The sequence below is a fragment of the Nocardia sp. NPDC059240 genome, assembly GCF_042753865.1.
In the GTDB taxonomy this organism is placed as follows: domain Bacteria; phylum Actinomycetota; class Actinomycetes; order Mycobacteriales; family Mycobacteriaceae; genus Nocardia.
This window is the reverse complement of sequence record NZ_JBHZAC010000008.1, coordinates 310,411-324,080: the sequence shown is the minus strand read 5'-3', so window position 1 is coordinate 324,080 and position 13,670 is coordinate 310,411. Positions and strand designations below refer to the sequence as shown.

At 64.6% G+C, this 13,670-nt stretch carries 10 protein-coding genes and 1 tRNA gene; all 11 read left to right on the top strand.

Annotated features, from left to right (window positions below; all coding sequences use genetic code 11):
* Positions 1-46 precede the first annotated feature (46 nt).
* On the top strand, positions 47-1,570 hold the full coding sequence (locus ACFXHA_RS28965) for an acyl-CoA synthetase (protein WP_379362133.1): 1,524 nt from the start codon (positions 47-49) through the stop codon (positions 1,568-1,570).
* Positions 1,571-1,665: 95 nt separating this feature from the next.
* Positions 1,666-1,740, top strand: a tRNA-Val gene (locus tag ACFXHA_RS28960).
* A 544-nt stretch (positions 1,741-2,284) separates the two neighbouring features.
* Positions 2,285-4,858 (top strand): DUF3990 domain-containing protein, encoded by a 2,574-nt coding sequence (locus ACFXHA_RS28955; RefSeq protein ID WP_379362132.1) that lies wholly within the window; start codon positions 2,285-2,287, stop codon positions 4,856-4,858.
* A gap of 1,213 nt (positions 4,859-6,071) precedes the next feature.
* Positions 6,072-6,455, top strand: coding sequence for a ParB N-terminal domain-containing protein (locus ACFXHA_RS28950; protein WP_379362131.1), 384 nt, complete (start codon positions 6,072-6,074; stop codon positions 6,453-6,455).
* Positions 6,456-6,545: 90 nt separating this feature from the next.
* On the top strand, positions 6,546-7,295 hold the full coding sequence (locus ACFXHA_RS28945; RefSeq protein WP_379362130.1) for an ABC transporter ATP-binding protein: 750 nt from the start codon (positions 6,546-6,548) through the stop codon (positions 7,293-7,295).
* Between the two features lie 5 nt (positions 7,296-7,300).
* Complete coding sequence (locus ACFXHA_RS28940; RefSeq protein WP_379362307.1) at positions 7,301-9,667, top strand: FtsX-like permease family protein; 2,367 nt, start codon at positions 7,301-7,303, stop codon at positions 9,665-9,667.
* A 6-nt stretch (positions 9,668-9,673) separates the two neighbouring features.
* Positions 9,674-10,210: a hypothetical protein gene (locus ACFXHA_RS28935; protein WP_379362129.1), complete on the top strand. Its 537-nt coding sequence runs from the start codon at positions 9,674-9,676 to the stop codon at positions 10,208-10,210.
* Positions 10,207-10,950 carry a 3-oxoacyl-ACP reductase FabG gene (gene fabG / locus ACFXHA_RS28930; RefSeq protein ID WP_379362128.1) on the top strand — a complete coding sequence of 248 codons (744 nt, stop codon included), beginning with the start codon at positions 10,207-10,209 and terminating at the stop codon, positions 10,948-10,950. The genes ACFXHA_RS28935 and fabG overlap by 4 nt, the downstream gene beginning before the upstream one ends.
* Positions 10,951-11,121: 171 nt before the next feature.
* Positions 11,122-12,252 (top strand): hypothetical protein, encoded by a 1,131-nt coding sequence (locus tag ACFXHA_RS28925; protein ID WP_379362127.1) that lies wholly within the window; start codon positions 11,122-11,124, stop codon positions 12,250-12,252.
* A 5-nt stretch (positions 12,253-12,257) separates the two neighbouring features.
* Positions 12,258-12,950: a hypothetical protein gene (locus ACFXHA_RS28920; protein ID WP_379362126.1), complete on the top strand. Its 693-nt coding sequence runs from the start codon at positions 12,258-12,260 to the stop codon at positions 12,948-12,950.
* Between the two features lie 248 nt (positions 12,951-13,198).
* A complete protein-coding gene (locus ACFXHA_RS28915; protein ID WP_379362125.1) occupies positions 13,199-13,507 on the top strand; it encodes a three-helix bundle dimerization domain-containing protein in 309 nt (102 codons plus the stop codon).
* The last annotated feature ends 163 nt before the right edge of the window (positions 13,508-13,670 follow it).

The following is a 13,670-nucleotide window of genomic DNA, read 5'->3' as shown; positions in this document are numbered from 1 at the left end:
ATGTTGATAGCGTCGGCATGTCTGTCTCTCACGGGGAGGAATGCCGATGTTTCCCGGTAGCCACGTAGCCGATCAGCCGGACCGGGCGGCGGTCATCGTCGCCGATACCGGTGCGGCCCTGAGCTTTCGCGAGCTCGACGACGATTCACTGCGGTTCGCGAGCCATCTGTACGCGGCCGGACTGCGGCCCGGCGACCACATCGCCATGATCACCGACAATTCCGTCACCGCGTTCGTCGTCTACTGGGCGGCACTGCGTTCCGGGCTCTACATCACCGCCGTCAACTCGCATCTGACCGCCGACGAGGCCGCCTACATCGTGAACGATTGCGGCGCACGGGTACTCGTCGCGTCCGCCGCACTCGGCGAGCTCGCCCGGCAGGTCGGCGTCCGGACACGGAAGGTGGAGAGTCACCTGGTCTTCGGCGGTACGCTCGACGGATACGACAGCTTCGAAGACGCCCTGGCCGCGGTCACGGCCCCGGCGCTGCCCGCGCAACCGCGCGGCGCGGACATGCTGTACTCCTCCGGAACCACCGGGCGGCCCAAGGGAATTCGGGTTCCACTGCCGACCCACGCGGTCGACGAACCCGGCGACGTGGCGACCGCTGTGTTCGGCCAGCTCTACGGCTTCGGCCGCGACACCGTGTACCTCTCACCCGCACCGATCTATCACGCCGCGCCCCTGCGTTTCGGTGGCGTGGTGCAGGCGCTCGGCGGCACGGTGGTGCTGCTCAGCCGCTTCGACCCGGAAGCCGCGCTGGCGGCGATCGAACGCTTCGAGGTGACACACAGCCAGTGGGTGCCGACCATGTTCGTGCGAATGCTGAAGCTGGACAGCGGTGTTCGCAGCAAATACGACCTGTCGAGTCACCGGGTGGCGGTGCACGCGGCCGCGCCGTGCCCGGTCGAGGTGAAGCACGCCATGATCGACTGGTGGGGCCCGATCATCCACGAGTACTACTCCTCGACCGAGTCCAACGGCCTCACCTTCATCGATTCCGCCCAATGGCTGCAACGCCCAGGCTCCGTCGGCCGCCCCGCCCTCGGCATCATCCACATCTGCGGCGACAACGGAGACCCATTGCCGCCCAGAGAGATCGGCACCGTCTACTTCGAACGCGACACCGTCGCGTTCGAATACCACAACGCCCCCGACAAGACCGCCGACACCCGACACCCGGAGCACCCCGACTGGACCACCACCGGCGACATCGGCTACGTAGACGACGACGGCTACCTCTACCTAACCGACCGCCAAGCCTTCATGATCATCTCAGGCGGCGTGAACATCTACCCCCAAGAAATCGAGAACGCCCTAGCCCTACACCCAAAGGTCCTCGACGTAGCCGTAATCGGCATCCCCGACGACGAAATGGGCCAATCAGTAGCGGCTTTCATCCAACCCGCCCCCAACATGGCCGACCCCACCACCCTCCCCGCCGAGCTCACCGCCTACCTCCGAGACCGAATCGCCGGCTACAAAATCCCCCGCACCTTCACCCTCGTCGACTCCCTACCCCGCACCCCCACCGGCAAACTCGCCAAAGGCAAACTCGCAGACAACTGACCTGTCACCGCCCCCGCCGCTGCCCCGCGACCCGCCCACCACCCCAAGCGATTTGCGGGATCGGTGGGGGAGTGTGCTAATTTTTCTGCACCCGAGGTTCTATAGCTCAGCGGGAGAGCACTCGCTTCACACGCGAGGGGTCGCTGGTTCGATCCCAGCTAGAACCACCACAGAATGAAGCCGCAGGCCGGAAGGCCTGCGGCTTCACTGCATATGAGTATCAACCCGAACCACTTCGACCTTCAACTGCGCATAGCCGAACCGTGGGCCGTTCGACAAGTATCTGGTCAACCCTGGTGTTACCCGTTTGGATGGTTGCGTCTTCACGGCATCCTCTCGGGCAGTTCACTGCTGCAGGTGTGCTGGTAGCGTTCGTGCGAACCTCGATTACGTCCAAGGGGATTGACAGATCGTGGCGGCCTAAGTGAAGCTAGCTGCAGCGCTACAGCTGTGTCTCCCCTGCTGTGTCTGCCACCGTTCGGTCGGTATCTCGCAATCCATGCTCTTGCCAAGCTGAGCCCACTCCTCACGACGATGAGACAGCACGCTGTCGTTTCTGTCGCCGGAGAGGTGCTCGCTGCCGCGATCTGACGCAGAGGGATCAGCGGAGTGACCATGCGTGACTGATCTCGGTCCACGCTGAGCGCTCGATCCCAATCCATCGAAACCGCCACCGCCTCGAGCGTGGCGGTTTTTTCATGCGCGAGGTGAGTTGTGCCCGAAGATATCAGACCGCCCGGACCTCGGATTCGTCAGGATTCACTGGCAGATCCGGTCGGCTCGAGCGAGGGACGGGTCTTCAACTTCACCGTCCGATCCGCCGCCGACGCCGCCGCCAAGTTTGGGCGAATCACGGCCGTGCAAGACCTGATCGATACCGTGGTGGCCGAAAACTGTTCGGCACCTTCCCCTTTCTCAGTTCCTGCGCCCGCCGCTCCGATCCTGCGTGACGTGGCGGGTCCGGCACCGATCATGCCGAAGATGCCCGACCCGAAGCTACCGGAGAAGATCGATCAAAGAACCAATCCCGCTCCGGCCAACCCGGCACCCCAGCCTGCTCCTCAGTTCGAGCCGCAACCCCAGCCACAGCGCTCAGCTCCGACGGCGGGCCAAAACCCGGTCGGCACAGGCGATCCCGCTCCAACGTTGGCCGAACTTGGTCTGGGTTCTCCGGGGCAGCCCGCGCCACCGCCCAAGGGTAGCGCCGACGACCTCAACGCGGTCCTGGTCGGCGGCCCGCCCGCTCCCGGTCAAACCGTCGCTCTGCCCAGCGGCAACACCACGATCACCACCGGCGCCGACCAAACCACCATCATCGGCACCGCCGACCCGGTCACCGGCCACAACAAGACCGATGTCCTCGACCGCAACGGCCTGCTCATCGCCACCGCCGAATCCGACATCGTCCTCGACACCGGCGGGCTCAGCCGCGACACCACCATCACCAGTATCGGTGGCGCGGTCACCCAGGTCCGTAGCGTCGACGACGGCTACGGCCGCATCACCACCTGGACCGCCAACCCCGACGGCTCCCACTCCGTGCGCTACGCCGACGGCACCGTCGTCAAAGAACCCGCACCCGGCTCCAACACCCCCGCCGAAATCGTGCAACTCGACCCCGACGGCTTGGGCGGGCACGTCACCGAATACAACCTCGACGGCACCACCATCGAAGCCGACTTCCGCCCCGGCATCCTGAACGCACCGGTCACCGAGATCACCGGACCCGACGGCACCACCATGCAGGTCGTCACCGTCCCCGGGCACACCAACGGCGCCCCCTACAGCATCATCACCAACCCCGACCTCACCCGCGCCGTACTCCAACCCGACGGCACCACCATCCCGATCGACCGCTACAACAACATGACCGGCGGCCCGAACTACGGCAACCAGTTCGACCCCCTCACCGGCACCTGGCGCAGCGACCCCGTCACCGCCCGCGGACCCATCCTCACCGGACCCGACGACACCAGCACCCAGGAATGGACCTACAAAAACCGCAACGGCGAACAACGCACCGCCACCGCCACTTTCGACAAGAACAACAACCTCACCGGCCTGCAGAGCGGTGACTACACCGGCTTCGACTCCTCCACCTTCAAGACCTTCGACGGCATCACCGTGCCCGTGTGGTCCGGCCACGCCGACGCCGGCAACGTCAAAGACGACTCCCGCCTCTACTGGGATGCCATCCTCACCGTCAGCGGCCTCCCCGAACTCGGCTACCGCGCCGGCCTCGCCATCGGCGCCCGACTCATCGCCCGCGAACTCGCCACCAAAGGCATGTCCGAAGCCGGAATCCAACTCGCCACCAGCACACTCATCACACGAGGCGCCACCACCTTCACAGGTTTGTCGGGCGCGGGAATCCGTGGTTACGGCACCAGTCTTCGGGAGGGCCTAACCAATGTGGGGCAACCAACCGCCACAAACGGCATCGTCAAGGGCGTAACTGGCTCGGCTGGACAAGGACTCAGCTCGGCTACGACCAGCCTGGCAGATAGGGGACTGCAGACCGCTCGAAATCTCAAAGAGCAGGCGGTGTCGTGGACGGCTACTATCGGGCGAACGATGAGCGCTGCGGTCCGGAACGCCGCGACCAACTTCGGCGCTCCTATGCCAGCTGCTGTCGGTGGATACGGCCAGGTTCCGTGGCAAGTCTTCGAGCGATCAGTCCAGTCCGGCGCAACGCGGGCGGTTCTTCAAACAGAGAAGGCCTCTGGTAGCTTCACAAGCCTTTTCGCTTCATCGCAATCGGGTACAGGCTGGAACGGCCTTGGCCAACGGTTGTTGAGTAGCCTGCGACGACCAAAGGGAGCGGGCGATGATGACGAGCTAATATCGTTCTTCCATGGCACCACGCGTCGAGGTGCGCAGAACATCCGATCGGAAGGTATAAGGATCATTCCAGGGAACCCTGGCACGAAGGATTTTGGTCCCGGCTTCTACACGACCCGAGATCTAGAGGAAGCTATCAACTGGGCGCAGATTGCAGCTAATCGAAGCCGAGGTGACATTCCCGAGATCCTCCAGTTCGAGATCCTTGCAAGAGATTTCGGGCAACTCAATCGACGATCGCTGTCCAACGGCCCCGATTGGTCTCGATTCATAGAATACTTCCGGCGAGCTCCTGACCCCAGTCATGAATTCGATGTGGTAGAAGGGCCTAGGCTTAGCAATCTGCGAGAATTCAAGCGTGGCCAAGCCCCTGCCGGCAGTGGTCAGCAAACCAGTTGGCATACAGAAAAGGCTCTATCGCTTCTATGGCAGGGGTTGAAGCATTAATGAACCCAGGAGGGAGTGGGATAGTGGACGGATTTACGTTTCACGTAGATGCGGAGGCCGCAGATTTTTTTCGGGCAGTTGTAGTCGAAATGGTGAATAATTACAAAATCGACGAAAAGGAAGCTATTGCGCGGATAAACGAGAGATTTCTCGGCCTAAAATTCGTGGGCGATAGTCCCATCTACCACGAGACGGAAGGGTACTGGGCTAAGGATGTCTACTACGGACACGACGTGTGGTGGAAGGGCGAGAAGTACCCTACTCCGCTGCCCCCTCCCGGCCGTGGTCGGCAGTGGCTGCATCGGCGGCATTGGTGGCAGCATTGGCATTCTTGGCGTCGGAGAATTCAGGCGGCACGTTTGCGTCGAACCGCAAATTGATTGCTGCTGATGGGCGGCACGCCTTAGGCTTCAATTCGTGAATGTCCGCTTTGTTGCTTCCGTGCTGACCGAATCGGCCAGCGCGGGGCATCGGAAGATCAACGGGCAAATTGCTGTACGACCGCCGGCGGTGCGTGCTATTGCCGGACCTTGGACGCCGTGCTGGACCTGCTGCTGCGACGCTAATGGTCGGTGAATCCCAGGTCGATCCGGGCCGTTGCTCGGCGGGTGCCGACCGGTTTGACCCGGATCTTTGGGCCATCGACTGTCGGGTGGTTCGGGTTGATCATGGTTAGAACCACAGAGTACGGCCGGTCATCACGGATTTTGTGATGACCGGTCTTTTTTGTGTGATGTACGTGCACTATCGCTGGTGTGTCACGGGCGGCTGCCTGGATCGACTGGTAGTAGCGGGGCCTCCAGCACTCCGGCAGCGGCGGCGTTCCTGAGGCCGACACCGCCGCAACGTATCTCGCCGACGTCGAAGGCGGCCGGTCGCAGGTTTGACGTTGCGATCGGACTCGTAGTCGCGCCGCTTCGGTAGATCGGCGAAATCGTCCAATTTAGCTTGGCCGCAACGGCATTCGCAAGGGGTCTTGCACTTGGGCGCAAGAGTGGTGGCGGGAAGGCTGGGGTGGGGTAAGGGTGGACCGGTTATCAGGATTCGATGAGGAGGGGCGTCGTGACCCTAGGGGATCGTGACGATGCAGACGGTGCGCGCGAGTGGCTTTCGAGGGCGGCATCGGTGCCGGTAGAACTGTGTCCCTGTCGAATTGATCACGCCGGGTTACTCGCCGCGCGCGAGTAACGGGACGAATGACAGCCACGTCCGATTGCTGACCGAATCGTCGACGCCGCTGCCGGCGATCATCGTGCACCGCCGGACGATGCGGGTCGTGGATGGGGCGCATCGCTTGGCGGCAGCAAAGGAACTCGGGCACGAGACCATCGCGGTCCGGTTCTTCGACGGCAGCGAGAACGAGGCGTTCGTGCTCGCGGTGCATGCGAATATCGCGCACGGCCTGCCGCTTTCGCTGGCTGAGCGCAAGGCGGCGGCGCGGCGCTTGGTGCTTTCCCATCCACAGTGGTCGGATCGTTTGATCGCTGACGTCGCGGGGCTGTCGCACAAGACGGTCAGTGCCGAAAGGCGGCGCACGGCCGGCGCGGACCGCCGGCGGGATGAACCGACCATGTCCGAACTTGGTCATCAAGGATGACGACAGGCCCCCATCTGACGGTGGATCATGATCGAGGCGGGCCGCCTTCGTGTCCTCGGCGGTGGAATCTGAACGAAGGGGATTGGTGCTGTGAAGATTTCGGAAGATCCTTCGGATTCGGTATTGCGGTTGCGTGCGGTCACCAGGACTTTCGGCAAGAAGGATGCCTCGGTCATCGCGCTGGACAATATTGATCTGGATATCGCGGCTGGTTCGTTCACGGTGGTCATGGGACCTTCCGGTTCGGGCAAGACGACGCTGGTCTCCTGCCTGAGCGGACTGCTGCCGCCGACCAGCGGGACCGCCTTCTACGGCGATCGCAATGTGTACGAACAGTCCGACCGCGCCCTGTCCCGTATGCGGCTGGAGCACTTCGGGTTCGTGTTCCAGGAGTACGGGCTGCTCGACTCGCTCTCCGCACGCGGCAATATCCTGCTGCCCGCCCGCGCGGCCGGGAAGAAGATCGATGATCGGCAGCTGCGCGCCCTGTGCGCCGACCTGGGAATCGATAAGTACCTGCGGATGCTGCCCGACGAACTGTCCGGCGGCACGCAGCAGCGAGTGGCGTGCGCGCGGGCACTGATCGCCGAACCGGATGTCATCTTCGCCGACGAGCCGACCGGCGCGCTGGACTCGCACAATGCCGCCCGCACACGGGAACTGCTGCGGCGGATCGCCGACGAACGTGGCATCTCGATCGTCACGGTGACCCATGACCCGCAGTTCGTCAACTACGCGGACCGGGTGCTGCTCATCCGCGACGGTCGCATCGAACACGACTTGGTCGGCGCCACCGTGAAAGAGGTTGTGGCCTACTCTCAGGATCGGGTGGCGGTGTGAGACCGATGATCGCGCTGCCGCGCGCACAGATGATGTTCGGTCTGGCCATCGGCCAGCTGCGCCGGTTGCGGCGACAGACAGTGCTGGTGCTGATCATCTCGATTGTGTTGCTGACGTCTTTGCTCATTCCAGCGGGTCTGTATTCGTCCTACCGGGACAAGATCTCCCAGGCCATTGCGGCGACCGTGCTGCCGGGGGAGTGGATCGTCACCTCCAGCGCCGCACTCCCGTCGACGGCGGTCGCCGACGCGCTGGCCGCGGCTCCGGGCGCCTGTGCGTTGTCTCAGATCTCCGGCCAAGTGGTGGCTCGAACGGGTCCTGTCGCATCCCCATCGATCCCGGGATACTTCGTGCGACCCAGCGGCGCTTGTGCAGAACCAGATGCCGCGCTGACCTACGGGGCCGCCGACCTCGATGCTCAACCCGTCGTGTCCGGCACGGGCAATGCCGAGGTCATGGGGGTCAGCGGTGCGCATGGCGTTATCGAGACCAACACACCGGTGACCGCGAGCACCACCTCCATACGTTTCGGTGACGAAGCGCTCGCGCGCGAAATCCTCGGCACCGCAGACGGATACACCCTCATCGCGCTGAGCGGCCCCGGTGCACACGCGGCAGCCGACCGGCTCGCCGATGCGGGCGGCACCCTGCGTACGCGCGCCGCGTATCTCGATGATCTGACTGCCCAGCAGATCAGCAATGTCAGCTTCGTCGGCGTCATCGCCATCATCTTCGCCGCAGTATTGGTCTGCGGATTGACTGCGGCCCTGGTGTTCTCGCTGATCCTGCTGGCTATGAGCCTGCGGCCGCAGTTCGAGATCCTGCGGCGGATCGGGGTGCCCAACCGCGAGATCCGTACCGTCAAAGCCATTCAGGCCACGGCGATAGTACTGGCCGCCGCGATAGCGGGCACCGCTACCGTCCTGCTCGCCGACGCCTTGCTACCCGCGAATCAGTTGCTGCTGGGCACTTTCACCGTGGACGGCGTCGAGATCGACGGGTGGACGTGGGCCGGATCCGTCCTGGCAGTCGCGGTCGCGATCGGTGGCGCTTGGCTGTTGGGGGACACGATCTCGGGCACGAAGCGCGCGGAGACCAGCGCCGAGGCAGTCCGGTTCACGTCGGCACGCCGAGCGGTGACGCCGGTTGTCGCGCTTGTGGCCATCGGGCTCGGTCTCTGGTCGACCGTTGCCGAGCGCTTCGGCTTCACCGGCCTGGTCGTCGGCTACTGCGCGGTGCTGGTGGGGCTGTTCCTCCTGGCCGCGCCCGCGCTGCGCGTGTTCACCCCGTTCACCGAACTGGGCGGAACACGGGGAGTACTACTGCCCTGGTTCGGGCTCGGCAGCGTCGGCCGGGTGCGCACGCAGGCCGCAGTCGCGGTGTCCTGCATCGGTTTCACCGCCACCTTGGTCGCCATCATCTCGGTATTCGCGACGTCCACCGACACCTCCATCAACCGACAGATCGATGCCAACGTCGGCGCCCAGATGGTGGTCGAGCCCAAGGCCGGATTCGTGATCTCCGGCGCCGACATCGCCGCGCTGCGCAGCGCACCCGGGGCGAGCGGCGCGGTGGCCGTCGCGCCGCAGAACGGCGTGGATATCTCGGGCCGGGTGAGCAACGGTGTGGCCGTGGACGGTCCGCTGGGCAGCGGTGCGCTCCAGTTGACGATGGTGGGCGGCGCCATCGGCGTGGATCGGGACCACGCCATGGTCTCGGCCTCGCAGGCGGCGAAGCTCGCTGTGGCCGTGGGAGATTCGATTCGGCTGGGAACCACGGCGGTGCGGGTGGCCGGAATCTACCGGGACGCACCGACACTCGGCGATTTCGTGGTATCCGCCGAGCACGCGACCGGTGCCGGCTTCCAATACGTCCTGATCCGTGACTCGCGGCCGGCCGCCCTCGCCGAGGTGAGCACGGTGGCGGCCGGACTGCCGAACCTCGTGCTGCGGTCCATCGACGAATACCGGGTCAAGCAGAAGGCCGATTCGCGGATCATCATCGCGGCGCTGACCCAGTTGTCCGGCGTGGTCGGGCTGGGTTTGCTGCTGGCGCTCGCCGTCGTGCTCGGTGTGCTCAGCGGCGGCCGGGTCAAGGAATGGTCGACGTTGCGCCGCATCGGTTTCAGTCGGGGGCTGGTGCTGCGCAGTGTAGGAGTCGAGGCGACTGCGGTCTCCCTCGTCGGTGTCGCGGCCGGTCTGGGGGTCGGCTCAGCGTTCGGGTACGCGGTATGCAAGTACCTGAGCTGGGCCGGACTCACCGATATCGTGCTCGATCCGGCCACTTCGGCGCTCGCCGGCGGTGGACTGGTCGCTGTCGGAGTGATCGTCTACCTGCTCGCGTGCTCCAGCGCCCTGCGCCAGGTGCGGTGACACGCGATGATGGTGACCATCATCCTGGTGTGCGAGGTCTCCTTCTGGGTGACCGTCGTATCGGGACTGCTACTGCGCTACGCGCTACGCCTGCGACAGGTGAGTTCGGTTGTGCTGGTGCTGGTTCCGCTCATCGATGTGGCACTGGTCGCGGCGGTGGCCATCGACGTGTACCGGGGCGCGGAGGTGACCGGCGTGCACCGGCTCGCCGGGATCTATCTCGGTTGGACCGTGATCTTCGGCAAATCGACGATCGCCTGGCTCGACGGTTGGTTCGCTTACCGATTCGCCGACGCGCCACGTCCCGCCAAACGGCCCAAGCACGGGCCTGAAGCGGTGCGCAACGAGATGAAATCGTTCGTGAAGTGGCTGGCCGCCGCCGGGGTCGCGCTCGTGGTGTGCCTCGGTCTCTCGGTGACGGTGGCCGACGCGCAACAGGCCGCCGCGCTGCGGGAAGTCGTGCAGCCGCTCGGGCTCATCACCGTCGTCTGGTTCCTCACCGGGCCGGCCTGGGTAAAGGGCAGCACGGAGGCCCGGCGATGACGGACCCGCGGCCGCTGGCGATCGTCACCGGAGGCGCCCGCGGTATCGGCGCGGCTTGCGCTCTACGCCTGGCCGCCGACGGGTACGACGTCGCCTTCTGCCATCTGAACCCGAGCGCCGCCGCCGAAGCCATTGCCGAGGACTGCCGTTCGCGCGGAGCCGAGGTGTATCGCGCGGTCTGCGATGTCGGCAACTCCGCGGACGTCGCCGCCTTCGTCGAGACCGCGCAGAATCGGTTGGGCGACGTCGAGGTGCTGGTGGCCGCAGCGGGAATCACCAGGGACGGACTGCTGTTCGGCTCCTCGGAGCCGGATTGGGATGATGTACTGCGGACGAATCTGTCCGGCGTGCGCCACGTGTGCAAGGCCGTCATACCGGGCATGATGCGCCGCCGCTCGGGCTCGATCGTGACGCTGTCGTCGGTGGCGGGCCTGACCGCCGCCCTCGGCCAGACCAACTATGCCGCGACGAAAGCCGGGCTGATCGGTTTCGGTAAGGCACTCGCCGCCGAGGTCGCAAGATTCGGCATTCGCGTGAATACCGTCGCTCCAGGCTTCATCGCCACTGAAATGACCGAGGCGCTCGCGGCCGGGACCATCGCCGCGGCGCGAAAGGCCGTCCCGCTGCGGCGTTTCGGCGAACCGCGCGAAGTCGCGAACCTCGTCGCCTTCCTCGCTTCCTCCGAGGCGAGCTATATCACCGGGCATACGTTCTGCGTTGACGGTGGGCTCACCGCTTGAGCTGCAGCGCTTTTCGCGCTGTTCGATAATCGGCCGAGCGAACATTGACCTTCTCGCGGGGCCCTACCTAGAGTTGCGGCGAGGGTTTCAGAATGTGAAACTCTTTCGCCGGTGATCGGCATTCCGGCATCTGGCCGATTCGCGAATATGTGTTGTCGAAAGGTAATTCGGGTGACTGGTCTACGGTCTCGATCTATCGGATACGGCGGGCGATTGCGTGCGAATGTCGCAGCGGTCGGTGAGAACGCGCCCCGGATCACTTTGGTGCCGTCGGTCGGCGAATACCCGATATACGACGAACTCTTGTATTCGGTGATGACTGCGGACGAGGTTCGGGTCGAGGCGTTCGATCACGCCGTCCGCAGTTGCGCGGCCGGGCGCACGGTGGTCGACATCGGTACCGGCGCGGACGCGAACTGGGCTGTTGTGGCCGCGGAATCGGGTGCGACCAGGGTGTGGGCGATCGAAGCACTACCGGAGTCGGCGGAGAAGGCGCGGGCGGTCGTCGCGGCCCGCGGATTCGCGGACATCGTCACGGTGCTCACCGGCGACTCGCGGGATATCGAATTGCCCGAGAAGGCCGACGTATGCGTCTCCGAAACGGTCGGTGCCATCGCGAGCTCGGAAGGCGTCTGTGAGATATTCGCCGACGCCAAAAGGCGTCTGGTGCACGACTCGGCCATTTTCATCCCACACCGGGTGGAGACCGTTGCGGTGCCTTTCGATTACGCGGCCGTACTCGGTGACGCGGGGCCGGCATTCCAGGCGGAGTACGCGACCTACGTCGATCGGGTGTTCCAGACGGTGGGACATCCTTTCGACCTCCGCGTCTGCTGGACGGAGATTCCGCACGAGGGCAGGCTGGCGCCGCCGATCACGGTCGAGGTACTGCAATTCGACAGTCGTGAATACGAATACACCATGCGCGAATCGCGCGCACGAATCGATCGGGCCGGCCGATTCGGCGGTATCGCGCTCGGCATCAGGCTCTGGGCATCGCCGGTGGACCGCGACCCCGTCGATTCCCTGGAGCAGCGGACGTCGTGGCTTCCCGTCTTCGTTCCCACCTCGGGCGAACAACCCCGCACCGTGGCACCCGGCGATGAGTTCGTGCTGACCTTCGGGGCGCGGCCGAGCACGGATCACCGTCATCCGGACTATCGCCTGACTGCCAGGTTCGCCGATCGCAGTGATCCCGAGATGGACTGGGATGGACGGTATCTCGGCGGAACGGAATTCCGGTCCACTGCCTTCTACCGTGAGCTCTTCGCGGCTTATCCGGCTACTTTCCGAGGGGAATGAACATCATGTCGAAGAGGCGAACAGCGTTCCCGGCGACCATGATCGCCATGGCCATCGCCTTGCTCGGCTCGGCGCCCGCCGTGCACGCCGAGCAGTCCCGCGCCGAGATCGGCTATGCCGTAGATCTGATCGACGGAGCGGTGGTGTTGCGGACCGACAGCGGGTCGCTGACCGCCGACGGTGCCAGCCTCCGGATCAACGACGAGAGTGGCCACGCTGTCATCGAGCTGCCGCTCGCCTACATTCGGGATGGACAGCGCTGGCCGATCGCCGCCGGCATCGACGGCAATACCGCCACCTTGTGGCCGAGCACCGACCCAGGATCGGCAGTGCCGCAACTCGAGTCGACCGCGAGGCCCAGCGAGATCGGGTTCGACCCGCAGTCGGCGGACTTCAACAACGCGCTCACACGATACTCCACCCAGTTGAACCTCGGCGTCATGCTCGGCACCGTGATCGGCACCGCCGTCGGGGCCGGAATCGGTTGTCTCGTAGGCGGTATGGTCGGCGCGGCGGCGGGCGTGGTCGCCTCTGTCGGTGTGCTCGCCGTGCCTGGATTCCTCGGCGGCTGTCTGGCAACGGGATTGGTAGGGTCGACCATCGGCGCGGCCGTAGGCACCGTCGCGATCGGGATGCCCACTGCTGTCATCGGCGGACTCCTGCTTCTGGATGCTCTCGAGCCGGCCACCGCAAAATAGCCGACGACCCGGTGCCGGGTCGAATATCGCTGTTGCAGATGCAATTTCATTCGTTGCTGGCACTTATCGTCGACTGGACTTCCTGTGCCGATGCTGCGACAGGTCGTGCCAGAAAGGGATCTTGGCGCGAAGAGTTAACCCGATGACGTGACACTGAATGGGCGCGGTCCGGGAGTCGAGTTTCTCCCGGACCGTTGTCCATTCCACCGGGTGTCCGCCGAGGGGTCGGATACACCACCTGTTCGCATATGGAGGCGAGACCAGACATGACGGTTTCCGAAGAGGAGCAACAGATCAGCGAGCTCGTCGTACGGTTGACCGACAAATTTCCGCACCTGACTCCACGGTGCGTCCGCGAGGAAATCCATCGCATCCACCGTGATTTCGCGGACCATCGCGTCCGTGAATTCATTCCGCTACTGGTAGAACGGATCGCCGAACGCCAGCTCAGCCGCAGAGTCTCCTACCGCTCGATCTCGGGCAGGCCACTGTCGGATTTCTCCAGCACCTCCAGGTGCGGCACACGTGAACCGGGACGTGACCGGCAACATACTTAGGTCGTCCGCGGCGTCGTCGAGGCACCGGGGTGGATGCCGAAGCATCGGATGAAGCGCAGGTCAAGTCCTCGATCGTGTGCTGCGCGTACCGACCGGCTTGATACGCAAGTGTGGTCCACAGGCCGTGGGGTGGTTCGGGTGTCACCGGTTCGCCACGAATGTG